Raw genomic sequence first — 25896 nt, forward strand, 5'->3', positions numbered from 1 at the left:
CGACGCATGAACCGGGCCGCTCCCGGGCAGGACACAAGGCTTCAGAGGCGATGACGGAGACGGTGCAGGAACTCGGAGCGGCGGACATCCAGAAGGTGCTGGAGCTCTTGCCCCACCGCTACCCGTTCCTGATGATCGACCGGATCATCGAGATCGATCGCGACGAGAGCTGCATCGGCATCAAGAACGTCACGGTGAACGAGCCCCAGTTCACCGGCCACTTCCCCAACATGCCTGTCTTCCCCGGCGTGCTGCTGATCGAGGGCATGGCCCAGACGGCGGGCGCGATCTGCTGCCGGCACATCATGTCGGAGACGGTCCAGACCAAGCAGGTCTTCTTCATGACCATCGACAAGTGCAAGTTCCGCAAGCCCGTGGTGCCGGGCGACCAGGTGCGGTTCCACATGAAGAAGCTCAACCAGCGCAAGACCATGTGGTGGTTCCGCGGCGAGGCCCGGGTCGACGGCGCGCTGGTGGCCGAGGCCGAGATCGGCGCCATGCTGGTGACCGCGTGAGCGCCGCCCTGATCCATCCGAGCGCGGTCGTCGAGGACGGCGCCGAGATCGGCGAGGGCGCCCGCATCGGCCCCTTCTGCCATGTCGGCCCGAAGGTGGTGCTGGGCGAGGGCGCCGAGCTCGTCAGCCACGTCGTGCTCGCGGGCAACACCCGCATCGGCGCGCGCACCCGGATCTATCCCTTCGCCTCGATCGGTCACCCGCCGCAGGACCTGAAATACCGCGGCGAGGAGACGACGCTGACGATCGGCGCCGAGTGCACGATCCGCGAGGGCGTCACCATGAACCCGGGCACCGCGGGCGGCGGCTCGGAGACGGTGGTGGGCGACCGCTGCACCTTCCTGGCGAACTCCCATGTCGGGCACGATTGCCGGGTCGGCTCGAACGTCGTCTTCTCCAACAACGTGATGCTGGCCGGTCATTGCTCGGTCGGCGATTTCGCCATCCTGGGGGGAGGCGCGGCGGTGATCCAATTCGCGCGGGTCGGCGCACACGCCTTCGTGGGCGGCCTCTCGGGGCTGGAGAACGACTGCATCCCCTACGGCATGGTGCTGGGCAACCGGGCCTACCTCTCGGGGCTCAACATCATCGGCCTGCAGCGCCGGGGCTTCGCCCGCGAGGACATCCACACGCTGCGCCGGGCCTACCGTCTGCTTTTCGCCCCCGAGGGCACCTTGATGGAGCGGGTCGAGGACGTGGCGGCCGAGTTCGAGTCCCACGCGGCGGTCAGCGAGATCCTCGCCTTCATCCGCGCCGGCGGCAAGCGCTCGATCTGCACGCCGCGCGAGGTGCCGACGCCGACGAGCGCGGCCTGACGCACATGCCCGAGAGCGGCACCCTGGTCCTCGTCGCCGGGGCGGGGCGCCTGCCCGATCTCGTCGCCGGCTCGCTGGAGCGGGCCGGCCGTGCCCACAAGGTGCTGGCCGTGCGCGGCTTTACCGAGCGCACCTTGCGCGCGCGCGCCGACGCCACGGTGGACCTGCTCGATGTCGGTGCCACGCTCGCCATCCTGAAGGCGTGGGGCCCGGCCGTGGTGATCCCGGCCGGCGGCGTCTCGCGCCCGAGCCCGGCCGCCCTGCTCAATGCCGGCGCGGCGCTCCGCAACCGGGAGGCGCTGCGCGCCATCGCGGGCGGGGGCGACGACCGGCTGCTCCGGGCCGTGCTGGCGCTCCTGGAGGAGAACGGCCACCGGGTGCTCGGCGTGCACGAGGCCGCGCCCGATCTCCTGAGCCCGGCCGGGACCCTCGGCCGCCACGCGCCGGACGCCGAGGCCGAGGCCTCGGTCCGGGCGGGCCGGGCGCTGCTCGCCGCCCTATCCCCCTTCGACGTGGGGCAGGCGGCGGTGGCCGCGGCCGAGCGCATCCTCGCTGTGGAGGGGCCCGAGGGCACCGACCGGATGCTCGCCCGCGCCCGCGCGCTCGGGCGCAAGCCCTTCGGATACGGCCGGTCCGCTCCCGGCACCGTGCTGGTAAAGGTCTCCAAGCACGGCCAGGACCTGCGCATCGACCTGCCGGCGGTCGGGCCCCGCACGGTGCGGAACGCCGCCGCCGCGGGCTGCGCCGGGATCGCCGTCGAGGCCGGGCGCACGCTGATCATCGACCGGGCCGCGACCGTCGCCGAGGCCGACCGGGCCGGCCTCTTCCTCGTCGGGCTGGAGGGCGCCCCGTGAAGATCTGGCTCGTGGCGGGCGAGGATTCGGGCGACCAGCTCGGCGCCAAGCTGATCCCGGCCCTGCGGGCGCGGGTGTCCGGCCCGCTCACCCTCGGGGGCGTCGGCGGCGAGGCGATGGCGGCGCAAGGCTTCGCCTCGCTCTTCCCCCTCGATGACGTGGCGGTGATGGGCTACCTGCCGGTGCTCGCCCGCGCCCGCACGCTGCTGCGCCGGATCCGGGAGACCGTGGACGACGTGGTCGCAGCTCAGCCGGACGTGCTCGTGATCATCGACAGCCCCGGCTTCACCCACGCGGTCGCCTCGCGCGTGCGCAAGCGCCTGCCGAGCCTGCCGATCGTGGACTACGTCTCGCCGAGCGTCTGGGCCTGGCGGCCCTGGCGGGCGAAGAGCATGCGCGCCTTCATCGATCACGTGCTGGCGCTGCTGCCCTTCGAGCCAGACGCCCATCGGCGCCTCGGCGGCCCCGCCTGCTCCTATGTCGGCCATCCGCTGATCGAGCGCCTCGACGCCTTCCGGCCGGGGCCAGAGGAGGCGAGGGCGCGGGAGAGCACGCCCTACACCCTCGCGGTGCTGCCGGGCTCGCGCCGCTCCGAGATTGATCGGCTGATGCCGGTCTTCGGCGAGACGCTGGCGCGGCTGAAAGGCGGGCCGGCCTTCGAGGCGGTGCTGCCGGCCGTCACGCGCCACCGCGCCCGGATCGAGGCGCTCGCCTCCGCCTGGGCCGTGCCGGTGCGGATCGTCTCCGGCGAGGAGGCGAAGCACGCACTCTTCCGGCGTGCCCGCGCGGCGCTCGCGGCCTCCGGCACCGTGACCCTCGAATTGGCGCTGGCCGGCGTGCCGATGGTGGTGGCCTACCGGGTCTCACGCGTGGAGGAGTTCATCGGCCGGCGCCTGATCCAGGTTCCGACCATCGTGCTGCCGAACCTGATCCTCGGCGAGAACGCGATGCCAGAATTCATCCAGGCCGATTGCACGGCGGAGAACCTCGCGGGCGCGCTCGCATCCCTGCTCGTCGGCGGTCCGGCGCGGGACGCGCAGGGCGCGGCGCTCGCCCGCCTCGACGATCTGATGCGGCTGCCCGACGGCGCCGCCCCAAGCGAGCGCGCCGCCGAGATCGTCCTCGCAACGGCCTCCGGCGCGGGCGGCTGACGCGGCACCGCGTCCTGCATCGTTCGCCGGAGCCTTCGCGCCGCTCGCGACTTGTGTCGCCGTGTGCGGGGCGTGTCCCGCGATGGTGCGAGCGGGTGACGAGCATGGCCGAGGCGACCGAGATTCGTCACCCGCTGGAGAAGATCCCGCTCGGCGGCATGGTCGAGGCGGCCGCGGGCGAGGCCAAGGTGCTCCTCGTGCGCGACGCCTCCGGCGTGCGCGCCTTTCAGGCCAAGTGCCCGCATCTCGGCGCGCCGCTCGCCAAGGGCGAGATCTGCGGCGGACGGCTCTACTGCCCCTGGCACAAGGCCGCCTTCGCGCTGGCCGACGGCGGGCTGGAGGAGCCGCCCGCGCTCGAGGCGCTGACGCGCTATCCCGTCCGCGTCGAGGGAGACGAGGTGGTGGCGACGCTGGAGCCGCTCGCCCATCCCACTCCGCCCCCGCGGGATCCCGGGACGCATGTCCTCGTGGTCGGCACCGGCGCTGCCGCGGTCTCCTGCGCGACGAGCCTGCGCCGCCTCGGCTTCGCGGGCCCGATCACCATGGTCGGCCGCGAGGCGCACCCGCCCTACGACCGCACCAAGCTCTCGAAGCAGTTTTTGGCCAAGCCCACGCCGGCCGAGAAGACGCTGCTCGAACCCGACTTCTACGCCGCCCACCGGATCGAGGCGGTGCACGGGACGGTGGCGCGGATCGAGCCGGAAGCGCGCCGCGTCGTTCTCGAGGACGGACGTGCGCTCACGGGCGACGCGCTGGTGATCGCCACCGGCAGCCGCGCGGCTGTGCCGGACTTTCCCGGCGCCGATCTTGACGGGGTCCACACCCTGCGCAGCCTGGACGATGCCGTGCATCTCAGCGCGGCGGCCGAGAACGCGAAGCGCGTCGTGGTGATCGGCGCGGGTTTCATCGGCCTGGAGGCTGCGGCCTTCCTGACGAAGCGGGGCCTCGACGTCACCGTGCTGGCCCGCGAGGTGGTGCCCTTCGCCAAGCGGTTCGGCGAGGCGGTGGGTGCCGCGCTGAAGCGCTACCACGCGGGCAACGGGGTGCACTTCAAGCAAGGCAAGGTCGCGCGGATTGCCGGCACCGGCCGCGTCGAGGCGGTCGAGACGGAGGCGGGCGAGCGCCTGCTCGCCGACATCGTGCTGATCGGCGCGGGCGCGGCACCCGAGACGGGCGCGATCGCGGGCATCGCGGCGCGAGAGGACGGGGGCGTTGCCGTCGGTCCGGACCTGAGCCTGACCGAGAACGTCTGGCTCGCGGGCGACATCGCAGCCTTCCCCGAGCGAGCGAGCGGTGAGACCGCGCGGATCGAGCACTGGCGCCTCGCCCAGCAGCATGGCACGCACATCGCCCGCCAGATCCTCGAGGAATCGGGGCCGTTCGCCGGCGCACCGTTCTTCTGGTCGAACCAGGGCGACAAGCGGCTCGACTACGGCGGCTACGCCCCGGGCTTCGACCGCATCGTCCTGCGCGGCAGCGCGAACGAACTCGACTTCATCGCCTACTATATCCGCGGCGAGCGCGTGACGGCGGCCTGCAGCATCGGCCGCAGCCCCGAGTTCACGGCCTTCCTGCACCTCCTGGGCGAGGGCCGGGCCCCGAGCTCCACCGAGATCGATGCGGGGGTTGATCCGCGCACGCGGGTCTGAGGCGCGGTTCACGGCCGCGTCACCACGTCCGCTCGACCGGAACCCTCTTGCCGGCTGACAACTTCCCGGAGCAGCCCTGAAGAGGCTGCGTCCGCGGGAGGTGTCATGAACCAGATCATCGTCGTCGCCCTGATATGCGCGAAATCGATATCGGCGCCCGACTGCACCCGCGAGACCGCCATCGACGTGGTGACGGGCCCGGCCCACACGCTTCAGGAATGCCTCGTTCAGGGCCCAGTGATTGCGGCCAATTCGGGCATCGAGATCGCGAAGGACAGCTACGTGAAGACCCGTTGCGAGCAGCGCCGCTGATGAGCGAGACGGTATCCCCCGATCGGGCGGTGATGATCCGCCTGCGCGCCCGCCTCGCCGTCGTGGAGCGCGCCGCTTGGTTCGGGCTCGTCCACGCCATACGGACGCGCCCCGAGGAGACCGAGGCCTTCATCGGTTCCGAGCGGGCGCGCTGCGCCGCAGGGTTCGGGACCAAGGGCTGGGCCGGCGACCTCAGCGAGGCCGAGCGCGCCATGCTGGCGCAGGAGGTCGATTCGGGCCTCTCGCAGCTCCTCGAGGATGCCCGCGCGGAGACCTAGCGGTTCCGCCAGCGTGCCTTGAGCCGCTCCCAGGTCGCCTCGATCCAGCGGGCCGATTTCTCCAGCGGCACCTTGAGCCCGGGCACGTCCTGCGCCAGCAGGGCGAGGCCGACCGGCAGCATCCACAGGCCGAGCACCGGCAGAATCGCGAAGACCCCGCCGAGGATGAACAGGATCGCGGCGATGACCCGCACCCAGAGCCGCGAGGGCTCGCGCAGCCAGTCGATCGCCCGGCGCAAGGCGTCGGGCAGCTTCGCGGTGAGGCGGTCGACGCGCGCGTCCCAATCCTCGGGCCGGACGGTCTCGGGGTGCAGAGTGCGGGTCTCCATCACCGTCCAACGCGCGGGCCCCCGAAGGGCTCCGCTTCGGCGTCTGGCCTCTTGGGTGCCGTCTGGCCTCTTGGGTGCCGAGGCTGTTAAGAGGCGCGCCGACGGGCGGCACGCGACGCCGACCCGAGAGGAGGCCCAATGTCTCGTCTGTTCCCGCTCGCAGGAGCTGCGCTGATCGCCATGACCGCTGCCGCCAACGCCGACGCCTACACCACGCTGCCCTCGGGCCTGAAGTACAAGGACGAGGTGGTCGGCACCGGCCCCGAGCCGAAGACCGGCCAGCAGGTCACCGTGCACTACACCGGCTGGCTCGATCAGGGCGGCAAGCCGGGCAAGAAGTTCGATTCCTCGCGCGACCGCGGCCAGCCCTTCAGCTTCCAGATCGGTGCCGGTCAGGTCATCCGCGGCTGGGATGAGGGCGTTGCCACCATGAAGGCTGGTGGCCGCCGCACCCTCGTGATCCCGCCGGAACTCGGCTACGGCGCCCGTGGCGCGGGCGGCGTGATCCCGCCGGGCGCCACGCTGATCTTCGACGTCGAGCTGATCGGCTCGAAGTAAGTTCGACCGAGCCGGGACGGGTCAGACAACGTGCTGTTCGCGCAGCTTCCCGACGACCTGTTCCGGCCGCTCGCCTCACCGAGCCGCGCCTTCAACGCGTCCCTGCTGCTGCACCTGCACCGGCGCGTCATCGGCTCGGAGCCGATGCGCAAGGCCGATCTGCTGGCGGAGATTGGCGAGTTCGCGGCCGGCCGCGAGACGCGGGAGCTTGCCGACGACGCGAGCTTTCCGCCCGACGCGATCGAGCGCCGCTCGGTGCTCTACCGGCGCTTCCTCGAATCCGGCTGGCTGATCGAGCGGCGCGAGCGCTACGTGCCGGTGGTCGAGTTCGACCCCGAGGCGCGTCTCCTTCTCGAGGAGCTGTCCCGGATCGAGCGCGGCGAGACCCGCTCCTACGGCGGCGCCGTGCTGGAGGTTCTGGGAAGCCTGGAGAGCGCGCTCGCCAACCCGGGCGAGCGCTCGGAAGCGCTGGCGAACGCCGCCCGCGAGGCCGAGGCCTTCCTGTCCCACCTGCGCAGCCTCGCCGGCTCGATGCGCAAGATCGAGGACCGGATCCTGCGCGAGGAGGACCGCCGCGCCGCTTTCCGCCTCTACTTCGAGGATTTCGTCGAGCGGCACCTGATCAGCGATTACCGGACGCTGCATACCCGCTTCAACCCGTTCCGCTTCCGCTCGGCCATCGTGCGCGAGGCGGGGCGCGCCCTGCGCGACGCGCTGCTGATCCGGGCGCTGGCCGAGGGCTTGGTGCGCGAGGGCCGCGCCGCCGACCTCGACGCGGGCGAGCGCGCGGTGCGCGCAGACCTCGCCGAGATCCTGGGGGTGTTCGAGGGCATCGACCGACACCTCGACGCGGTGGACGAAGTGGTGGCCCGCATGGAGCGGCGCATCGCGGCGGCCGTGCGCTACATGGACCGGCCGGATGCGGGCGGTGTCGAGCGCACCGCGGCTGCGCTTCGCGCAGTCGGCGCGGCGGGCTCGGCGCCGGACATGCCGGCAGCAATCTCCTTGCTGCGCCCGCCGATCGGCGAGGCGCATCTCTCGACCCCCCGCCGGACCCGCCCGCCGATCGACAACGACCCTCTGCCCGAGATCTTCGTCGATCCGCGCATCGAGGCCTTCGTCAGCGCCAAGGCCGAGTTCCGCCGGCGCACGACGGTCACGCCCCGCTCGATGGCGGACTTCGTGGAGGCGCGGCTCACCGCGGACGGCAGCTTGCGCGGTTCCGAGATCCCGGTCGCCGATATCGACGCCTTCGTGGTCTTCCAGCGCCTGCGCGAGATCGACGTGCTGTTCGAGGGCGAGCTGGGCACCCGCTACGGCGTCACACATCTCACGGAGCGGCTCTCGAACGGCTGGCTCGACTGCCCGGATTTCGTGCTGAGGCGGGTGGTGAGCGGTCCCGCCGCAGACACGGCCGAACGCGCTCCCAAGTAGCCACGAGAGCGGAGGAGGGATCCCCTCTCCCCGCCGTACGGGGAGAGGGGGGAGCTTCTTTCGCGAACCGCCAGCCCCTCAATACCCCAGCGCGCTGCCGTCCTTGCGTGGGTCGGAGCCCGCCACCAGCGTGCCGGAAGCCTGGTCGATCCAGATGATCTGACCGCCCCCGATCGGCAGCGGCGCCGTTACCGCTTTATGACCCCGGTCGCGCATCCCGGCCAGGATGGCCTCCGGGAACCCGTTCTCCATCTCGACCACGCCGTCGTAGGCGAAGCTGCGCGGCGCATCGAGGGCCTCCTGCACGTCGAGGCCGAGGTCGATGACGTTGGTGAGCAGCTGGACGTGACCCATCGCCTGATAGTGGCCGCCCATCACGCCGAAGGGCGCCACCGCCCGGCCATCGCGCATCAGCATGCCGGGGATGATCGTGTGCATCGGGCGCTTCTTCGGCGCGATCGTGTTCGGGTGGCCGGGCTCCACCCGGAAGCTGAGGCCGCGGTTGTGCAGGAGCACGCCGCTCTCGGGCGCCAGGATGCCGCTGCCGAAGCCCTGGAAGATCGAGTTGATCAGCGAGAGCGCGTTGCCGTCCCGGTCGACCACGCTGAGATAGACCGTGTCCCGGTGCGCGACCTCGTTGGCGATCTCAGGGTAGACCTCCGGCACGCGGGCGCGGGTCATGTCTATCGCGCCCCTGGCCGAGGCCTGCCACGCGTCCGAGAGCAGGTGTTCGACCGGCACCCTGTGCAGGCTCGGGTCCGCGAAGAGCGCGTCGCGGTGGTGGTAGCCCTGCTTGCACACCTCGGCGAGCAGGTGCGCCCGGTCGAGGTCGGAGAGGGCGGCGACGTCGAAGGGCGCGAGCACGTTCAGCATCATCAGCACCGCCAGCCCCTGGCCGGAGGGGGGGCACTCGTAGACGTCGTAGCCGCGATAGCGCGTGGTGATCGGCGTGACCCAGTCGGGCCCGGCCTCGGCGAAGTCCTGCTCGGTGTGCAGGCCGCCGAGCGCTCGCAGACGAGCGACCATGTCGCGGGCGACCGGCCCTTCGTAGAAGCCGCGCGGACCCTCTTCGGCGATCCGGCGGAGCGTGGCGGCCAGACGCGGCAGGCGCACGGTCGCGCCGATGGCCGGCGCACGGCCATCGAACAGGTAGGTCGCGGCGGCGCCGGAATCGTGCGAGACGCGCTCGACGCTGCGCGCCCAGTCCCAGCCGACCCGCGGCTGCACCGGGAAGCCGTCCTCGGCGTAGCGGATCGCGGGCTGCAGCAGCTCGCCGAGCGACCGGGTGCCGTGCTTCTCCAGGAGCGTCGCCCAGGCCGCGACGGCGCCCGGCACTGTGACCGCGTGCGGCGAGGTCGGCGTGATCGCGACCCCGTTCTCAAGGTACCACGCGTCGGAGGCCGCCGCCGGGCTGCGGCCGGAGCCGTTGAGCGCGTCGGGCACGCTCGCGCCCCGCGGGGCGTAGAGAGCGAAGCAGTCGCCGCCGATGCCGGTCATCAGCGGATCGACCACGCATTGCACCGCCACCGCCGCGATCCCGGCATCGACCGCGTTGCCGCCCGCGCGCAGCACCTCGATCGCCGCCAGGGTCGAGAGCGGGTGCGAGGTCGCGACTGCCCCGTTGCCGGCGTAGACGGGCGAGCGCCCTGGCCTGCTGAAATCTCTCACGACGCGACTCCCGACTGATCCTCGGACGGCATGGCCCATCCTCGAGTGCGGCCCGGACACAGGCGCGCCCGCCGCAGGATGCACAGGGCATTCGGCATGCCAAGATGGTATGCCAGGGTGAAGCGGGGACGGATCGCCGGATCTGTCGCGGGGCTGTCAAGGCCCGGCCCCGCCCGGCTGCGGCCTTCCGCCCCGCGCCGCGAGCAGTTGTCCCCCGGCCCGCGCGAACGATGTGGCTGCATCACCGACCGACGCGGCTCACCAGGCTCTCGCCCCCGGATGCAGATTCATCTCGACGCCATCGGCGGGATGGCCGGCGACATGTTCGCAGCGGCCCTGCTCGACGCCTTCCCGGAGCACGAGGCCGGCGTGCTCGCCAGCGTGCGGGCGGCGGCGCGAGGCGCAGCCTGCGAGCTGATGGCCCACAACGATGGCGTGCTCCAGGGCCGCCGCTTCACCGTGGCGGAGCCGGGTGAGCCGGTCGCGCACACCCACACCCATCACCACGCCCCCCACAGCCACCCCCACGGCGCGCACGATCACCGGCACTGGTCGGAGATCCGCGCCGGGCTGATCGCGGCCGATCTCGACCCGGCGGTGCGCGACCATGCCCTCGCGATCTTCGGCCATCTTGCCGAGGCGGAGGCGCGGGTGCACGGCATCCCGGTCGCGGACGTGGCCTTCCACGAGGTGGGAGCTGTCGATTCGATCGCCGACATTGTGGCGGCGGCCCATCTGGCGGCCGCGACCGGCGCGACCCGCTGGAGCGTGTCGGCGCTGCCCCTCGGCTCGGGGCGGGTCCGCACCCAGCACGGCTTCCTGCCGGTGCCCGCGCCCGCCACGGCCCTGCTGCTCGAAGGCTTCGACACGATCGACGACGGCGTGCCGGGCGAGCGGGTGACGCCGACAGGCGCCGCCATCCTGCGTCATCTCTGCGGGGACGGAACGCGGCTGCGCGAGCCCCGCAGGCTCGCCCGCAGCGGCATCGGCTTCGGCACCCGCACCCTGCCGGGCCTGAGCAACTGCGTGCGCGCCCTCGTCTTCGGCGAGGTCGGCCCGCGTGGGGATGGGCGCCAGCGCAGCCTCGCGGTGATCGAGTTCGAGGTGGATGACCAGTCGGGGGAGGATCTCGCGATGGGTCTCGACCGGCTGCGTGCGCACCCGGACGTGCTCGACGTCGTGCAGATGCCGGTCTTCGGCAAGAAGGGACGAATGATGGTCCATGTGCGCGTGCTCGCCCGCGCGGAGGCGCTGGACGCCGCCGCCGAGGCCTGCTTCCGCGAGACCACCACGATCGGCCTGCGCCACCAGATCGTCTCCGGCCGCGTGCTGGAGCGGACGAGCCGCACGGTTGCGGTCGGCGGCCGCGATCTGCGGGTGAAGACGGTGATGCGCCCCGGCGGCCCGACCGCCAAGGCCGAGGCCGACGACGCCCTCTCGCAGGAGGGCCACGCCGCCCGCGAGAGCCTGCGCCGCGCGGCCGAGCGGATCGCGCTCGCCGAACAGGCGGAGGAGGGCCGGTCATGAGCGCCACCCTCGAGAATCTGCTCGCCGGGATGGGCCCGCTCGCGGTGGCGGTCAGCGGCGGCGTCGACAGCATGACGCTCGCGACCCTTGCCCACCGGAGCCTCGGGCGGGCCGGGATGCTGGCGGTCCACGCCGCCTCGCCCGCGGTGCCGGGGGAGGCCACCGCGCGGGTGCGCGACGAGGCCGGGCGCCAGGGCTGGCGGCTGCGGGTGATCGAGGCCGGCGAGTTCGCCGACCCGCGCTACCGGGCGAACCCGGTCAACCGCTGCTTCTTCTGCAAGACCAACCTGTACGGCGCGATCCGCGAGGCCACCGACCGGCAGATCGTGTCGGGCGCCAATCTCGACGACCTCGGCGAGTACCGGCCCGGCCTCGACGCGGCGCGAGAGCACGGCGTGCGTCATCCCTTCGTGGCCGCGGGGCTGGGCAAGGCGGCGGTGCGGGTGCTGGCGCGCGAGCTCGGCCTCGGCGACGTCGCCGAGCTTCCCGCCTCGCCCTGCCTGTCGAGCCGGGTCGAGACCGGCATCCGCATCGAGCCGGAGACCCTGGCCTTCATCCACGCGGTCGAGCGCCTCGTCGGCGGGGCGCTCTCCGCCGAGGGGTCCGAGGCGCGCGTGCGCTGCCGGGTCCGAGCGGAGGGCGTCGTCGTGGAACTCGACGCGCGCGGCCTCGCTCTCCTCGATACGGACCTGCGGGCGGATCTCGGCGCCGCGATCCGCGAGCGCGCGCCCGCACCCGCGCTCGCCGGCCCGGTGCGGTTCGAGCCGTACAGGAACGGCAGCGCCTTCCTGCGCAACGGAGTGGCCCGGTGAGCGTCGCGGACGAGTTCACCCTCGATTTCGCCCGGCCCGAGCGCATCGGGCTCGAGGAGACGATCTACGCGGCCGGCAAGTCGGCGGAGCAGATCGACGCGATCCTCGCGGCTGCGGGCGAGCGCGGCGCCCGCCTGTTCCTGACGCGGCTCGACCCGGAGAAGCGTGCGGCGCTCCGGCACGACCTCGATTACTGCCCGGTCTCGCGCACCGCCGTGTTCGGGCGGCCGAATGCGGTGTCGGGCGCGGCCCCCGTCGCCATCGTGGCGGCGGGCACCTCGGACGTGCCTGTCGCCCGCGAGGCCGAGCGGACGCTCGCCTATGCGGGGATCCGCGCCACGCTGATCGCCGATGTGGGCGTGGCGGGCCTGTGGCGGCTGCAGCGACGCCTCGACGAGATCCGGGCGCACCCGGTCGTCATCGTGGCGGCCGGCATGGACGCGGCGCTGCCCAGCGTCGTCGGCGGCCTCGTGCCCGGCGCGCTGATCGCGGTGCCGACCTCGGTCGGCTACGGCGTCGCCGAGGGCGGGCGCGCGGCGCTCGACGCGGTGCTGGCGAGCTGCGCGCCCGGCATCACGGTCTGCAACATCGACAACGGCTACGGCGCGGCCTGCGCGGCGATGCGCGTGCTCCACGCCGCCCGCGCGCTCCGGGAGTTGTCCCCATGAGATCGATCCATTCCACCCCGCACCTGGGCTCGCAGTCGGGAGAACCCGCATGGAACGCCGAAGCTTTCTCCAGGGCGCCGTCCTCGGCGCCGGTCTCGCGGCCACGGGCCCGGCGGGTGCGGCCGTGAACGCGCCCGGCCTGCCTCAGACCCGCCCGCAGGATCCCGCGGACCTCCCCTTCGTCACGGATCCCGGCGAGATGCGGGGCGAGATGCTCTACCGGCCCTTCGGCCGCCACGCGGAGAAGATCTCGGCCATCGGGATGGGCGGCTTCCATCTCGGCAAGAACGCCGTCTCGGACGACGAGGCGACGCGCCTGATCCATGCCGGGATCGATCGCGGCATCACCTTCATGGACAATTGCTGGGACTACAACGAGGGGCGCTCGGAGCTGCGCATGGGCGAGGCCCTGTCCCAGGGCGGCTACCGCGACAAGGTCTTCCTGATGTCCAAGATGGACGGGCGGACCAAGGACGAGGCGATGAAGCAGATCGATACCTCGTTGAAGCGGCTGCGCACCGACCGGATCGACCTCGTCCAGCACCACGAGATTCTGCGCTACGACGATCCCGACCGCGTCTTCGCCGAGGGCGGGGCGATGGAGGCCTTCGTCGAGGCGAAAAAGCAGGGGAAGCTCCGCTACATCGGCTTCACCGGGCACAAGGACCCGCGCATCCACCTGCAGATGCTGGAGGTGGCGGCCGAGCGCGGCTTCCAGTTCGACTCGGTGCAGATGCCGCTCAATGTGATGGACGCGCATTTCCGGTCGTTCGGGCATCTCGTCCTGCCTTACCTCGTCCAGAACGGGATCGCGCCGCTGGCGATGAAGACCTTCGGCGACGGCGTCATCCTGAAGAGCGACGCGCCGATCAAGCCGCTGGAGTACCTGCACTTCTCGCTCAATCTGCCGGTCGCGGTGGTGATCACCGGGATTCAGAACCAGCGGGACCTCGACCAGGCCTTCGAGGCGGTGAAGACCTTCCGGCCGATGGACAAGGCGCGTGTCGCCGAACTCCTTGGCCGCAGCAGGCCCTACGCCCTGGAGGGCAAGTACGAGCTGTTCAAGACGAGCGCGACCTTCGACGGCACGGCCAAGAACGCCGCCTGGCTCGGCGAGGACGTGCCGGGCGTGCAGAAGCTTGCGCCCACGATGGAATGAGGCTTCCATGTTCATCATATCATCGACCTTGAGGCCCCTGATGACCCGTCGCGTCCTGCCGCTCCTGCCTGCCCTGCTGCTTCTCGTCCCCGGGGCGGCGCTGGCCCATCCGGGACACGGCGAGGCGGTGGGCTTCGCGCACGGCTTCGCGCACCCGGTCGGCGGACTTGATCACGTGCTCGCGATGGTGGCGGTGGGCCTGCTCGCGGCGCTTCGCGGCGGCGCGGCCCGCTGGGGCCTGCCGGTCGCCTTCATGGCGATGATGGCGGTGGGCGCCGCACTCGGCGTCTTCGGCGTCGCGCTGCCCTTGGCCGAGGCCGGCATTGCGCTCTCGCTCGTCGCCTTCGGCCTCGCCATCGTCTTCGCGAGCCGGTTGGCGCTGCCCGCGCTGATCGGCCTCGTCGGCGTCTTCGCGGTGTTCCACGGCTACGCCCACGGCGCCGAGATGCCGGAGACCGCCTCAGGCCTCGCCTACGGGCTCGGCTTCCTCGCCGCGACCGCGCTCCTCCACGCGGCGGGTCTCGGAATCGGCTTCCTTGTCAGCACCGAGCGCCGCCGCGCCGCGCCCGCCATGGGCGCTGCCGTCGCTCTGTCGGGGCTGACGCTGCTGGTCGGAGCGTTCTGATCGCCGCCGGTCTCCCTTCCCCGTAGAGGGGGAGGGGGATCGCGTGACGGTTGAGCCCGCGCAGGGCCCGCGCTAGGCCAACCCCATGTCCACCTCTCCCGAGACCCAACCTCCCGGCCGTCCTGAGCCGATCCCGCTCACCGTGCTCACTGGTTTCCTCGGGGCCGGCAAGACAACGCTGCTCAACCGCCTGCTCGCCGACCCGGCGCTCGCCGACACGGTGGTGATCGTCAACGAGTTCGGCGAGATCGGCCTCGACCACCTGCTGATCGAGCGGGTGGACGAGGACATGGTGCTGCTCGGCGCCGGCTGCCTCTGCTGCACGGTGCGGGGCGACTTGATCGCGACGCTGGAAGATCTGCTGCGCAAGCGCGACAACGGCCGCATCGCGCCCTTCCGCCGCGTCGTGATCGAGACCACCGGCCTCGCCGACCCGGCGCCGATCCTGCACGCGCTGATCTACCATCCCTACCTCGTCCTGCGGTACCGGATGCAGGCGGTCGTCACGGTGGTCGACGCGGTCAACGGTGCGGCGACCCTCGACGCGCATCCGGAGGCGCTGCGGCAGGTCGCGGTGGCCGACCGGATCGTGCTGGCCAAGCAGGATATGGCCGGCGATACCGCGCCGTTGCGGGCGCGTCTCGTCGCCCTCAACCCGGCCGCCCCGATCGTCCTGCCGGACGTGCCGGCCGCGACCCTGCTCGGCGGCTTGTTCGGCCTCGACGGAAAGGCCGCGGACGTGCGCGACTGGCTCGGCGCGGTCGCGACGTACGAGCACGCCCACGCGCATGACCCCAACCGGCACGACGCGTCGATTCGCGCCTTCTCCCTGACGAGCGACGTGCCGGTGCCGCGCGCCGCCTTCGAGATGTTCCTCGACCTGTTGCGCTCCGGCCACGGCCCGAACCTGCTGCGCCTCAAAGGTCTGGTAGCGCTCGCCGATGCCCCGGAGCGGCCGGTCGTCGTGCACGGGGTCCAGCACGTGGTGCATGCCCCCGTCACCCTGCCGGCCTGGCCCGACGCGGATCGGACCTCGCGCCTCGTCCTCATCGTGCGCGACCTCGATCCCGGTTTCGTCACGCGGCTCTGGGATGCGTTCCTCGGCCGTCCGCGGCCCGACACGCCCGACGCCGCCGCGCTCACCGATAATCCGCTCGCCATCCCGGGGGGCTGACGGCACCATCCTTGAACGGTTTCCACGGAGTGAGCGGTCGCGGGCCGCGCCGGTCCCGAAGCGGGACAGATCTGTCGGAAATCGGTCGGAGGGGACGATGCGGCGCTTCACGCTGATCCAGGGCGGCTACGGCCCCCAGACCACGGACGGGGCCGCCTGGCGCATCGATCTCAAGGGGGTGCAGGGCGTCGATGCCGAGATGGTCGCGGCGTGGCGGGCGCTCATCGCCCGCAACGCGGTGCTCGATCCGCGGACCGACCCGGATTACCTGCTGACGGCCGCCCGCCATCTTGCGGGCGGCGAGCAGATCGCCTTCGCGCTGGCCTGGGAGTTGGGCGCGGTGCCGGAACTGCGGGGCGTGGTGCCGCTGGCCATCGCCGAGCCGCTGTTCCGCGCCTCGCGCGCCCGTCCCTGGTGGCCCCCCGGGCTCGCCGCGCGCTCGCTGGTCGATCCGGGCCGCGGGACGGCGATCCACGCCGCCGTAGCGGCCCATCTCAGGGCGCTTCCCAGGCCGGTCGCCTACGATCCGACGCCGCGCGCGAACACTCTTTCCGGACGGCGGCGAGTCATCCCTGCCGAGAGCGTGGTCGGCATCCGGCCGGAAGGCTACGTCCCGCCGTCCGCGACCGTCGAGATGATCCGCGATCCGGAGCGCGTCCGCGATGCGGTCGAGGCCTTCCTGGCCCTCGACGCGCGCACCGCCCGGCAGCCGATCATCGCCGAGCCGCAGGAAGCCGCGATGGTGCGCGTGGTAACCCGGCTCTTCGCCCGCCGTCAGGAACTCGCCGTCGCGCTCGCGAGCCGGGCCGGCAACCTGGTTGCCGGCACGATCCATCTGGGCCAGGGCTCCGGCGCCATCGCGTGGCGCCACGCGGGCCTCGATGCGAGCCTGGCCTGAGAGGCACTAACCCTCGGCGGCGACGGGCCGTCGGGTGCGGAAGGTGATGGCGGCGTGGCCGAAATAGTTGCCCACGGCGCCAGCCGCGATTCCGGAGGCGTGGGCGATCGCCTCGGCCCGGCCGCAGGGCGTGCCGACGAGCGTGAGCAGATCGCGGCCAGAGAGCGCCACCAGCGTCACGAGGACGGTCGTGACGGCGTTGACGAGCAGGAAATCCGGCACCTGCCGCAACCCGCCTGGGCCGGCATCCCGGAAGACGTAGGCCCGATACGCGACGAACCCGAAGGCCATCCCGATGCAGGCGGCCCCGACCACGGCGAGGCCGTAGGGCACGAGCCAGGACAGGGGAAAGCGCGCCAGCCAATTGACCAGGGCGGCGAGCCCGCCGGCCAGCAGGAACCGCGCCGGCTGCGGCAGGTCGCGGAGGCGGGTCATATGAAAGTCGATCACGCCAGCACCCCCGACCAAGCGAGCACGAAGGCGCCGACCAGCGCCCCGCCGAGCATCAGACTCGGCCCGTCGTTCAGCGCGAAGGCGACCGGATCGTCGTCGAGCCGACCGCGTCCCGCCACGAGCCAGATCCGCGCCAGCCACAGGAACAGGATGAGAGGGAAGGCCCAGAGCCAGCCAGCGCTCGTATAGAGGTCGTGCCGAAAGGCGTCGAAGATCACGTAGAGGACGAGGGTGACGATGCTCGCGACGCCTGTGCCCGCCCCGAGGACCAGCAGAATCGGCGCATCGCTCGTCTCGTAGCCGCGGCTCGTTGTTGTGCCGGTGCCGCGCTCCTTCCAGCGCTCCACCTCGACGTAGCGCTTGGCGAAGCAGAGCGAGCCGAACAGGAACATCGAGAAGACGAGGAGCCAGGGCGAGGGCGCCACCGCCGCCGCCTGGGCGCCCAGCACGAGTCGAATCGTGAAGAGGCCCGCCAGCACCACCACGTCGAGGATCGGCACGCGCTTGAGCGCCAGGGAGTAGGCGATCGTGAGCGTCGTGTAGGCCATCAGCGCCGCCACGGTGCTCGGTCCCACCAGGGCCCCGAGCGCGAAGCCCGCGGCGAGCCCAGCTGGCACCGCGCCCGCGGCCGCCGCCATCGGCAAGCGCCCGCTCGCGATCGGCCGGCGGCATTTCGACCAGTGCCGGCGGTCGTCGGCGACGTCCCAGAGGTCGTTCAGGATGTAGGTCGCCGAGGCGACGATGCAGAGCGCCGCGAGCGCGAGCGCAACGTCGAGCATCCGCCCGGCATCGAGCGCCACGCCGCCGAGGATCGCCGGGGCGACGACCAGCAGGTTCTTGGCCCACTGGTGCGGCCGAGCGCAGGCGAGGAGGGCCGGCAGCATCGCGGGCGTCGGAAAGACGAGCGAGGGCTTGCCGAGGCCGGCGCCGAGGCTGCCGGCGGCATGGGCCGTGAAGCGCGGGCGGCCGACCGCGATGATCTCGTCGGCCCGCGACCAGACCGGGATGTCGGCCCGGCTGTCGCCCGCGTAGGCGAAGCCTTGCGGGAACAGGCGCGCCAGCGCCTCGGCCTTGTGCCGGCCCTTAAGATTGATCACGCCGTCGCTTGCCAGAACGTCCTCGAAGGGGCCGTGGCAGGCGGCAACCGCGCGGGCGATGCGCGCGTCCGCCGCGGTCGCCACGTAGACCTTGCGGCCGCGTGCCCGCTCCGCGGCGATGTAGGCGTGCAGTTCGTCGTTGAAGGGCAGGAGCTTCGGATCGACGAGGGCGCGGCAGGCCAGTTCCTGCTTCAGCCGCGCCCGGCCCTGGAACAGCCAGACCAAGATGTGCAGGAGCGCCAGCGGCTCCCGCCGCAGGTAGGCCAGCGCGCACTCGACCAGGATGTTGGTGCGCAGGAGCGTCCCATCCAGATCGATCACCAGGGGGCGCAAGCTGGTCTCCCCGACCTCCGTCCCGGCCCCGGCGGTCGCCGCGCCGCCGGCGATGATCTCGGCCATCCCTGGTCTCCGCTTCAAGCGAGTGCGACCTGACCTTGCCAGAGGGAGCCGATCCACTGGCGCGACCTTCAGGATTACTTGAGGACGCCGATGGGATGAGCGATTCCGCTCTCCTGACGGCCCCGGAAGGGCGGGCGGAAGGCTTCCCGTATCGGCACGCCGGCCCGCAGCCAGCGGTCGAGGGGACGTTCGAGCAGATGGTAGACCGCGAAGCCCGTCGCGATGCTGAGCGCGATGACGGCGAGGCGCACCGGCACCTGCGCCGATTCGGGCAGCCCGAGGCGACCGGCGACCTTCCCCAGCGCCGACATGGTGAACCAGTGCGAGAGGTAGATGCTGTAGGTCGCAAGCCCCAGCGGGAACAGCACACGGTCCGCGATCGGTATTCGCAGAAGCGCCCCCCGGAACGCGATGACGAGGACGACCAGAACGGAGGCGCCCGTGAGCCGCAGAAGGCGCTCGGCATTCGCCGCGTCGGCGACGAGGCTCAGCGCGGCGGTCGCGCCCAGGCAGGCGACGAGGAGCCAGGGTATGCCGCCCCGTCCCGCCGCCTCGTGGCAGCGGTAGAGCCAGCCGGCGGCAAATCCCGTCATCAGCACGCTGAGCGGGTGCAGGTACCAGGCGGGATCGCTCGGGGAAATGCCGAGGAGCGCCCCGCACCAGCCCAGCCCGAACAGCGCGACGCCGAACCGGACCGGCGCCGTCCCGGCGAGCCGCGTCGCCAGGATCAGCAGGGCGACGAGAGCGTAGAAGATGACCTCGTGCTCCAGCGACCAGCCGACGCCCACGATGGGGTAGTGCGACTGCGGCAGCATCAGGAAAGAGCTGACGATCGTGCCGGCCGAGAAGTCCCAGCCGTTCCAGACCCAGGCCGGGTTGACGAGACGCGCAGCGACCGCGAGGCCCGTGAACAGCGCGTAGAGCGGCATGAGACGCAGGATTCGGGAGCGTAGGAAGGCCGGCGCGGTCGGGTAGGCCGGCGCCCGCAGGCAGATGAGGTAGCCGGAGACGACGAAGAACACCTCCACCCCGATCCCGCTCACCGGCAGATACCAGGACTGCGCGAGGAGCGACCCGGAGAAGTGCTTCACCGCGAGGTCGGAATGGCAGATCACCACTTCGAGCGCGGCCAGCGCCTTCAGCCATTCGAGGTCGGCGCGCCGGCCCGGATTTGTCACGGATCTCTCCTGGCGGGTTTCGTCCGGCGCGGGTGCGGTGCCGGAGCAAGGGGTTCGGGTGGCTCAGGCGTCGGGATCGGCCGCGACCGGCCCTCGCAGGTGCGAATCCGGGGCCGGACGGCTCCCCTGTGAAGCGGCCGGGGCGCGCTCCGCACCCACCCTCGGCCGGCCACCGCTTCCGACTCGCGGAGCCGGCCCGGCGCGGTCGCCGGTGGCCTCGCGTGGCCGGCGGCTCGTCTTCCGTTCAGGTCCGGTCCCCTGGCGATCGGGTCCAGCCCGCGGAGGAGGCTGCGCAGCCGGCAGGCTCGCCTCGTCCGTGGAGAGCCTCAGGTCGAACGCGGTCCAGTCGACGGGCTGCGGGTTGGGCCGCGATGCCGCGGCCTGCCCCCGGATAGTGGCGGCCTGCGCGACCTCGGCGAGGCGGGTTCGAGCCTCGTCCCGCTCACGGACCGCCCGCGCGAGCGCGGCCTCGCTATCGGCGCGCTGAGCCAGCGCCCGCGCATCCGCCTCGAAGCGGTGTCGATCGAGCTGCTCGAACCGGTCTCGCTCCGCCGCAGCCTCGGCCCGCGCCCCCTCCGCGTCCCGCCGCGCCGCCGAGAGGTCGGCCTGAGCGGCTTCGAGATCGCGGGCGAGGCCTCCGCCTCTGGCCTCGGCGGCGGTCTGCGCCTCCTTCGCGCGGGCGCCGTCGGCCTCGGATCGCGCCACCGCCGAGCGGAGCGACTCGACCTCGTCCAGATGGGCAAGGCGCGCCGCCTCCGCCTGCTGCCGTGAGCGGGCGAGTTCCTGTTGCGTGCGGGCGAGATCGAAGCGCAACGCCTCCTCGCGGGCATCGGCCAGCTCGGCCACCGCCGGACCGGTCGCGACGGGGGCGGGCACCGCGGAATCCGGCGAGACCGGCGAACCGCGGAAATGGACGGGCAGCAGCGTGGCGAGCCCAATGGTCAGTGCCGCCGCGAGTGCCGCGCCAGCACCGTAGGAGAGAAGGCGGGGCGGGCCGCGGCGGGGCGCTGCCCGGATCAGGTGAGCCTGTTCGCGCCGGAACTCCGTCACCCAGTCGCGCGAATCGGCCGGTGCCGTGCGTGCGGACACTCCGAGGGTCGGACCAAGATGATGTGCGCTGGAATGACTTGCGCGGGAGCGTTCGTCGAGCATGCCGGAACCCGCCTGGACTGCATTCGATCTGAGGGATCCTACAGTGCAAGCGAATTTCGGCGGGTTCGCTGCGGGACTACTCCGAACGGCGTAGACCACCTCCGATGTGCCGAGCGGGGCGGCGAGAATCCGTCTTTGTCTACCCCGATCGCGCAGAAAGGTCGGTCAGACCTGCACAGACTCAACGCATCCAGAGAATCCTTCAGGCATCAATGGGACCTTTGTGAGCACTGGCGGTCCTCATCAGGGTCGGATCCTCGCCTTACTGGCAAATTTGTCAGTCACCAAAGGGAGAGGTCTTTATCTTTTGTTGTTTCTCTTCTCGTCCGCTCACATACATAGTCATCGTCGGAACGTATTAGAGCATACGCTCCTTCGCATGGGGAAACCCCGCACTGAGAGGGTTGCGATATGAACTGTCTCGTCTCGAATGAGCGGATCGAGAAGGCTGTCCTGATCGAGGGCGCTGCCGCAGTCGCGATCGTCGGAGACACGGCGCTATTCCGCGAGGGATTGCGGCACATCTTCGTCGGATCTCCGTTCGACGTCGTGGCCCTGGCCGATCATCTGGACGCCATCGAGCCGGTCGCGCTCCACGCCGACGCACTGGTCATCCTGCTCGCGATGGATCCGGCGCGGCAGGAGGAACTGGAGCGGGTCGCGGAGGCCCGGATGCTCTATCCGGAGGCGGCGATCGTCTGCCTCTGTGCGGCCTGCGGGGAGGCGCAGGTGCTGCCGATGCTCGAGGCGGGCGTCGCCGCGATCCTGCTGCGCACGGTCGCGGCCGAGACCCTGGTCGAGACCCTCGAACTCGCGCTTCTCGGGCAGAGGGTCGTGCCGCATCTCGCCATACCGGCGCCGCGCGAGCGTGCCACGGAGGTGCCGCCCTCCGCGGACGCCGCGTCCTGCGAGGGGCCGGATCGTCCGGAGGGCGGCGAGGGCTTCCGCCCCAGCGCCCGCGAGATCAAGATCATCGCCTGCCTGGTGAAGGGCGAGTCGAACCGCGTGATCGCCGACCGCCTCTCGATCGCGGAGGGTCGGGTGAAGGGCCACGTCAAGGCGATCCTGCGCAAGATCCAGGTGAAGAATCGGACCCAGGCGGCGATCTGGGGCATGAAGCACCTCGTCGGCACCGAGCTGGCGGGCGGTGCGGCGCGCCCGGATCCGGCCTCGGCAGCGCCCGGCGATGGGCTGGAGGAGGACGACCTGCCGGCGCCGCGCACGACTTGGCGCGCCGAGCCCGCCTATCTCCGGTGAGCCGCCGTCGGCTCGCGGGCATCCTCGCGGCGCTCGCCGGGGTCTGCGCGCCGGTGCCGGCCCCGGCGGCGAGTGACGGCGCGGCCGGTTCGGAGCCCTCGGACTGCCCGGCCGGGGCCGTGCGGATCACACCCGGCGACTCGATCCAGCGGGCCGCCCTGCGGGCCGGGCCCCGCGGCACGGTCTGCCTCGCCGCCGGCCTCTACCGGTTGCAGGAGGTGACGCCCCTGGCCGACCAGACCTTCCTGGGCGAGCCGGGCGCCGTCCTCGACGGCGCCCGGGTGCTCGGCGGCTTCACGCGGGCGGGTCCGTACTGGCAGGCGGACGGCCTGTGGCCGCGGGGCGGGGGTCCCGGCCAGTGCCGCTCCGGCACCCTCTGCCTGCAGCCGCTGGCCCTGTTCCGCGATGGCACGCCCCTGCGACGAGTCGCGGCGCGGACCGACCTCGGGCCCGGCCGCTACCTCGTCGAGGCGGCACAGGGCCGCGTGATCCTCGCCGACGACCCGGCCGGGCACGTCATCGAGGCGGCGAGCGCCCGCTTCGCCTTCCGCGGGCGGGCGCCGAACGTGCGGATCCGTGGCCTCCTTGTCGAGAAGTACGATTCGCCCGCCCAGGAGGGTGCGATCGAGGGGCAGGGGCCTGGCTGGCGAGTGGAGAGGAGCGAGCTGAGGTACAATTCGGGTGCGGGCGTCGGCGTCATATCGGGTGGCGCAGTGCGGGACTGCGCGATCCACCACAACGGCCAGCTCGGCGCGACCGCTGGCGGCACCGACATCCTGTTCGAGAACAACCGGATCTTCGCCAACAACACAGCCGGCTTCGATCCGGCCTGGGAGGCGGGCGGGGTCAAGATCACCGCGAGCCGCGCGGTCGTCCTGCGGGGCAACCGCGTCGAGCGCAACGGCGGCCCCGGGCTCTGGTGCGACATCGACTGCCGGGACGTTCTCTTCGAAGGCAACCATGCCGAGGGCAATCTCGGGCCCGGCATCTTCTACGAGATCTCCTACGCCGCCGTGATCCGCCGCAACACGCTGCGCCTCAACGGCGACCCGGCCGCGACCTGGTTCTGGGACGCGGACATCCAGGTGGCTGCATCCGAGGACGTCGAGGTCAGCGACAACGACATCACGGTCCGTCCCGGCGGCCACGCGGTCGTGCTGGTCGATCAGGCCCGGGCACGGGCTCAGGGCGGCCTGTACCGGACTGCCGGGAACCGGGTCCACGACAACCGTTTCGTGTTCCAGGGCGCCGGCAGCGCGGGCGGCGTCTCCGATGCCGAGCCCGATTCGCCCAACTTCCGGGTGATCCAAACCGGCCGGAACGGCTTCGACCGGAACCTCTACACCTTTCCTGCCGCGACGCCGCCGCGCTTCATCTGGGGCCACGATATCATCGACTTTGCGCAGTTCCGTGCCGCGGGCCAGGAACAGACCGGAATCCTGAAGGCCGCCCCTTGAGATCTTACCCGGACTGCCGCGACAGCCCGCCATGCCTCCTGTGACGGCGTTTGCAGTGGATTCGTACCCGGGATGCTCGCCCGCCCCCCTCCGGAAACTTGCCTCTCCTTCCCGGAGAATGAGAGAAAACGCGGCAGCGAGGGGGAGGCGCCATGCTCAGCGGTTCGGCCATCGTGCGCGTGTCCGTGTTGCTCGTGGTGGCGGGTGTGCTCGCGGCACTCGCCCAGTTCCTGTGGATCCGCTCCGCGCCCCAGCCCGTCGCCGAGGTGCCGACGGTCGCGGCACCCCGGAAGGAGCCCTCGCCCGAGCCTGAGCCGCCAGCTCGCGCGCTCCCGCCAGAGGCGGACTTCTCGGTGCGCCCCTCCGTGCCGCCGGTGCAGGCGGCCCCGGCCATCCGGGAGGCGGCGCCCTCCGCCCAGGCCACCATTCCCGCATCGCCGCCCGCTCCGGATCCGGCCGCCGCCGCTCAGGAAAGCGCGGATCCACGCGCGGTGGCGCTCGTCGATCTCAACACCGCCACCCTGACCCAGCTCAACGGGCTGCGGGGCGGCGGCAATATCGGGCGCGCGATCATCCAGAAGCGGCCCTACGGCTCCGTCGATCAACTCCTGGCCAAGCGCGTGCTGAGCCGGGCCACCTACGAGCGGATCAAGGACCAGGTCACCGTACAGTAGGGCGGCGTGGTCGCGCGTCGCGTCTGGCGCGCGCCGCCGCCGCCGCCTATGCTTCCCCTCCTTCGGCCTGCGGGGCCACAGAGTCAGGGTTATTGCGGATGCTGACGCACACCGGGAGCACGATCCTGAGATCCGATCTCGGCGTCGAGGAGACGACGGAGAGCGACAACATCGTCCGCTGGGACGGCGAGCGCCTCTACGTCGAGCAAGACGTCTACCACAACGGGCAGCTCGTTCACCGCAAGTATCGCCGCACCGTGACGGAGCCGGTCGCGAGGGCTTTGCTGGCGGTCATCACACGCTCCCAGCAATGAGTCGGACCGGCGCGGGCGCAGGCTTCCTGGCCGTCGCCCTCGCCGCGGTGCCGGCCGCGGCCCAAGAGGTCACGGTGCGCTACGTCGCGCCCGAGCGCTTCACCGACGCGGAGAACCGCTACGGCTCGGGCCAGTCCCTGCGGGCGACGCTCGCCGAGATGACTCGGATCTTCGAGGAGGCGGGCCGCCGACGCCTCGCCCCCGGCGACGGTCTCGCGATCACGGTCCTCGACATCGATCTCGCGGGCTTCGAGCGGCCGGGCATCGGCGCACCACAGGGCGTGCGGGTTGTCACCGATGCCGCGCCCCCGCGCATCCGCCTCGCCTACGAGCTGCGCCGGGGCGGCCGGGTGGCGGCGCGCAGCGAGGAGACTCTGACCGACATCAATTTCCTGCTCACCGGCAGCGCGCGTCTGGCGAGCGGCGGCCTCGCCTACGAGCGCGCCCTCGTGCGGGACTGGTTCGCCCGGCGCTTCCCCGGGCCGGGCTGAGCCGGGCTCGCCATCCGGGGCAGCGCATTGCCGGCGCATTGCCCGGCTTGGCCACGCCCCCTATCTGCCCCGCATGGTGACCGGAGGATCCTCCATGCGGCTGCGTCCCGCTCTCGCACTCCTTCTCGTCGGTGGGCTCGCCCAGGCCGGCGCACTCAAGGCCGCCCCTGGCGGACCTACACCGGCGGCCGAGGCCCTCGCAAAATCCGCGTCTCCCGTGGTGCTGGCCAACCACCGGGCCGTCTATGACTTGTCGCTCGCTTCCAGCGGGGGGACCCGTTCCGTCGACAGCGCCCGCGGGCGGATCGCCGTCGATTTCAAGGGCGATGCCTGCCAAGGCTACACCATGCAGACCCGGCAGGTGACAGTGCTCGAATCCTCGGAGACGGGAAGCCGGACCTCGGACCTGCGCAACACGACCTTCGAGGGCGGCAACGGGCACGAATTCCGCTTCCGGACCGCGAGTACGACCAACGGCAACCCGAGCCCGACGGTCGACGGCAGCGCCACCTTGGAGGGCGAGACGTTCAAGGTTCGCCTGAAGGAGCCCAAGCGCGACCAGTTCGGCGAGGCCGGACCGGTCCTGTTCCCGAGCCTGCACATGCGCCGCCTGATCGAGGCGGCGCGGGCTGGCGAGACCACGCTCGCCGCCAAGGTCTTCGACGGATCCGACGACGGCCGCAAGGTCTACGACACCCTCGCCGTCATCGGCCGGCCGAGCACCGGGCCGACCCAGGCCACGGGGTCCGAGCGCGACCGACCTCTGCGCGAGGGCGCGCTGGCCTCGGTGCAGCGCTGGCCCGTGACGCTGAGCTACTTCACGCAGGGACGCGGCGAGCGCACGCCGATCTACACCCTGAGCTTCGATCTCTACGACAACGGGGTCAGCGGCGCGCTGAAGCTCGATTACGGCGACTTCGCGATCCTGGGGGACCTCTCGCGCCTGGAACTGGACAAGGGGCCGGACAAACCCTGCCGTCCCTGATCCAGAGCGCTGG

28 protein-coding genes are annotated in these 25896 nt (G+C 71.9%); 22 read left to right on the top strand and 6 right to left on the bottom strand.

Going from position 1 to position 25896, the window contains the following annotated elements; translation table 11 throughout:
• The first annotated feature begins 50 nt into the window (after positions 1 to 50).
• From fabZ to DK427_RS11350, 7 genes are all read left to right on the top strand, one after another.
• A complete protein-coding gene (fabZ, locus tag DK427_RS11320) occupies positions 51 to 515 on the top strand; it encodes a 3-hydroxyacyl-ACP dehydratase FabZ (RefSeq protein ID WP_066920983.1) in 465 nt (154 codons plus the stop codon).
• A complete protein-coding gene (gene lpxA, locus DK427_RS11325; protein WP_109951340.1) occupies positions 512 to 1330 on the top strand; it encodes an acyl-ACP--UDP-N-acetylglucosamine O-acyltransferase in 819 nt (272 codons plus the stop codon). The genes fabZ and lpxA overlap by 4 nt, the downstream gene beginning before the upstream one ends.
• Before the next feature lie 5 nt (positions 1331 to 1335).
• The gene (locus DK427_RS11330; RefSeq protein ID WP_109951341.1) at positions 1336 to 2184 is read left to right on the top strand and encodes an LpxI family protein; all 849 of its coding nucleotides are present in this window, start codon (positions 1336 to 1338) and stop codon (positions 2182 to 2184) included.
• Complete coding sequence (gene lpxB, locus DK427_RS11335; protein WP_109951342.1) at positions 2181 to 3335, top strand: lipid-A-disaccharide synthase; 1155 nt, start codon at positions 2181 to 2183, stop codon at positions 3333 to 3335. Before DK427_RS11330 ends, lpxB begins: the two co-directional genes overlap by 4 nt.
• A 104-nt stretch (positions 3336 to 3439) precedes the next feature.
• Positions 3440 to 4984 carry an FAD-dependent oxidoreductase gene (locus tag DK427_RS11340; protein ID WP_109951343.1) on the top strand — a complete coding sequence of 515 codons (1545 nt, stop codon included), beginning with the start codon at positions 3440 to 3442 and terminating at the stop codon, positions 4982 to 4984.
• A gap of 105 nt (positions 4985 to 5089) precedes the next feature.
• On the top strand, positions 5090 to 5296 hold the full coding sequence (locus DK427_RS11345) for a hypothetical protein (protein ID WP_109951344.1): 207 nt from the start codon (positions 5090 to 5092) through the stop codon (positions 5294 to 5296).
• On the top strand, positions 5296 to 5574 hold the full coding sequence (locus DK427_RS11350) for a hypothetical protein (RefSeq protein WP_109951345.1): 279 nt from the start codon (positions 5296 to 5298) through the stop codon (positions 5572 to 5574). The genes DK427_RS11345 and DK427_RS11350 overlap by 1 nt, the downstream gene beginning before the upstream one ends.
• On the opposite strand, the gene DK427_RS11355 is transcribed toward DK427_RS11350, so the two are convergent.
• The gene (locus DK427_RS11355) at positions 5571 to 5903 is read right to left on the bottom strand and encodes a hypothetical protein (protein ID WP_109951346.1); all 333 of its coding nucleotides are present in this window, start codon (positions 5901 to 5903) and stop codon (positions 5571 to 5573) included. The two genes, DK427_RS11350 and DK427_RS11355, sit on opposite strands and share 4 nt — an antisense overlap.
• A gap of 138 nt (positions 5904 to 6041) precedes the next feature.
• Here DK427_RS11355 and DK427_RS11360 point away from each other — a divergent pair, with 138 nt between their 5' ends.
• On the top strand, positions 6042 to 6461 hold the full coding sequence (locus DK427_RS11360; RefSeq protein ID WP_109951347.1) for an FKBP-type peptidyl-prolyl cis-trans isomerase: 420 nt from the start codon (positions 6042 to 6044) through the stop codon (positions 6459 to 6461).
• Positions 6462 to 6491: 30 nt separating this feature from the next.
• A complete protein-coding gene (locus tag DK427_RS11365) occupies positions 6492 to 7895 on the top strand; it encodes a Wadjet anti-phage system protein JetA family protein (protein WP_109951348.1) in 1404 nt (467 codons plus the stop codon).
• Between the two features lie 78 nt (positions 7896 to 7973).
• Here DK427_RS11365 and ggt read toward each other — a convergent pair whose 3' ends face one another.
• Positions 7974 to 9563 carry a gamma-glutamyltransferase gene (ggt, locus tag DK427_RS11370; RefSeq protein WP_109951349.1) on the bottom strand — a complete coding sequence of 530 codons (1590 nt, stop codon included), beginning with the start codon at positions 9561 to 9563 and terminating at the stop codon, positions 7974 to 7976.
• 279 nt (positions 9564 to 9842) lie between these two features.
• Here ggt and larC point away from each other — a divergent pair, with 279 nt between their 5' ends.
• The 7 genes from larC to DK427_RS11405 all read left to right on the top strand — a co-directional run bounded on the left by larC (position 9843) and on the right by DK427_RS11405 (position 16426).
• Positions 9843 to 11090 (top strand): nickel pincer cofactor biosynthesis protein LarC, encoded by a 1248-nt coding sequence (gene larC, locus DK427_RS11375; protein WP_109951350.1) that lies wholly within the window; start codon positions 9843 to 9845, stop codon positions 11088 to 11090.
• On the top strand, positions 11087 to 11902 hold the full coding sequence (larE, locus tag DK427_RS11380) for an ATP-dependent sacrificial sulfur transferase LarE (protein ID WP_109951351.1): 816 nt from the start codon (positions 11087 to 11089) through the stop codon (positions 11900 to 11902). The genes larC and larE overlap by 4 nt, the downstream gene beginning before the upstream one ends.
• Positions 11899 to 12570, top strand: coding sequence for a nickel pincer cofactor biosynthesis protein LarB (gene larB / locus DK427_RS11385; protein WP_109951352.1), 672 nt, complete (start codon positions 11899 to 11901; stop codon positions 12568 to 12570). The genes larE and larB overlap by 4 nt, the downstream gene beginning before the upstream one ends.
• Before the next feature lie 49 nt (positions 12571 to 12619).
• On the top strand, positions 12620 to 13729 hold the full coding sequence (locus DK427_RS11390) for an aldo/keto reductase (RefSeq protein ID WP_109951353.1): 1110 nt from the start codon (positions 12620 to 12622) through the stop codon (positions 13727 to 13729).
• Positions 13730 to 13769: 40 nt separating this feature from the next.
• The gene (locus DK427_RS11395; RefSeq protein WP_109951354.1) at positions 13770 to 14354 is read left to right on the top strand and encodes a HupE/UreJ family protein; all 585 of its coding nucleotides are present in this window, start codon (positions 13770 to 13772) and stop codon (positions 14352 to 14354) included.
• Positions 14355 to 14439: 85 nt separating this feature from the next.
• A complete protein-coding gene (locus DK427_RS11400) occupies positions 14440 to 15528 on the top strand; it encodes a CobW family GTP-binding protein (RefSeq protein ID WP_109951355.1) in 1089 nt (362 codons plus the stop codon).
• Between the two features lie 97 nt (positions 15529 to 15625).
• On the top strand, positions 15626 to 16426 hold the full coding sequence (locus DK427_RS11405) for a GNAT family N-acetyltransferase (protein WP_109951356.1): 801 nt from the start codon (positions 15626 to 15628) through the stop codon (positions 16424 to 16426).
• 6 nt (positions 16427 to 16432) lie between these two features.
• Here DK427_RS11405 and DK427_RS11410 read toward each other — a convergent pair whose 3' ends face one another.
• The 4 genes from DK427_RS11410 to DK427_RS11425 all read right to left on the bottom strand — a co-directional run bounded on the left by DK427_RS11410 (position 16433) and on the right by DK427_RS11425 (position 20642).
• On the bottom strand, positions 16433 to 16861 hold the full coding sequence (locus DK427_RS11410) for a GtrA family protein (protein WP_109951357.1): 429 nt from the start codon (positions 16859 to 16861) through the stop codon (positions 16433 to 16435).
• 11 nt (positions 16862 to 16872) lie between these two features.
• On the bottom strand, positions 16873 to 18375 hold the full coding sequence (locus DK427_RS11415; protein WP_109951358.1) for a UbiA family prenyltransferase: 1503 nt from the start codon (positions 18373 to 18375) through the stop codon (positions 16873 to 16875).
• 74 nt (positions 18376 to 18449) lie between these two features.
• Entirely contained in the window at positions 18450 to 19553 is a 1104-nt protein-coding gene (locus DK427_RS11420) for an acyltransferase family protein (RefSeq protein WP_109951359.1), read from the bottom strand.
• Positions 19554 to 19616: 63 nt separating this feature from the next.
• Positions 19617 to 20642, bottom strand: a complete 1026-nt coding sequence (locus DK427_RS11425; RefSeq protein WP_109951360.1) for a hypothetical protein — start codon at positions 20640 to 20642, stop codon at positions 19617 to 19619.
• Positions 20643 to 21116: 474 nt separating this feature from the next.
• On the opposite strand from DK427_RS11425, the gene DK427_RS11430 reads away from it, so the two are divergent.
• From DK427_RS11430 to DK427_RS11455, 6 genes are all read left to right on the top strand, one after another.
• Positions 21117 to 21962, top strand: a complete 846-nt coding sequence (locus tag DK427_RS11430; protein WP_109951361.1) for a LuxR C-terminal-related transcriptional regulator — start codon at positions 21117 to 21119, stop codon at positions 21960 to 21962.
• On the top strand, positions 21959 to 23419 hold the full coding sequence (locus tag DK427_RS11435; protein WP_162559773.1) for a right-handed parallel beta-helix repeat-containing protein: 1461 nt from the start codon (positions 21959 to 21961) through the stop codon (positions 23417 to 23419). Before DK427_RS11430 ends, DK427_RS11435 begins: the two co-directional genes overlap by 4 nt.
• Positions 23420 to 23571: 152 nt before the next feature.
• Positions 23572 to 24093, top strand: a complete 522-nt coding sequence (locus DK427_RS11440) for a ComEA family DNA-binding protein (RefSeq protein ID WP_109951363.1) — start codon at positions 23572 to 23574, stop codon at positions 24091 to 24093.
• Positions 24094 to 24191: 98 nt separating this feature from the next.
• The gene (locus DK427_RS11445) at positions 24192 to 24407 is read left to right on the top strand and encodes a hypothetical protein (RefSeq protein WP_066921812.1); all 216 of its coding nucleotides are present in this window, start codon (positions 24192 to 24194) and stop codon (positions 24405 to 24407) included.
• Positions 24404 to 24898, top strand: a complete 495-nt coding sequence (locus tag DK427_RS11450; RefSeq protein ID WP_109951364.1) for a DUF3016 domain-containing protein — start codon at positions 24404 to 24406, stop codon at positions 24896 to 24898. Before DK427_RS11445 ends, DK427_RS11450 begins: the two co-directional genes overlap by 4 nt.
• 94 nt (positions 24899 to 24992) lie before the next feature.
• Positions 24993 to 25883, top strand: a complete 891-nt coding sequence (locus DK427_RS11455) for a cell envelope integrity EipB family protein (RefSeq protein ID WP_109951365.1) — start codon at positions 24993 to 24995, stop codon at positions 25881 to 25883.
• The last annotated feature ends 13 nt before the right edge of the window (positions 25884 to 25896 follow it).

This window comes from Methylobacterium radiodurans (assembly GCF_003173735.1).
Lineage (GTDB): Bacteria > Pseudomonadota > Alphaproteobacteria > Rhizobiales > Beijerinckiaceae > Methylobacterium > Methylobacterium radiodurans.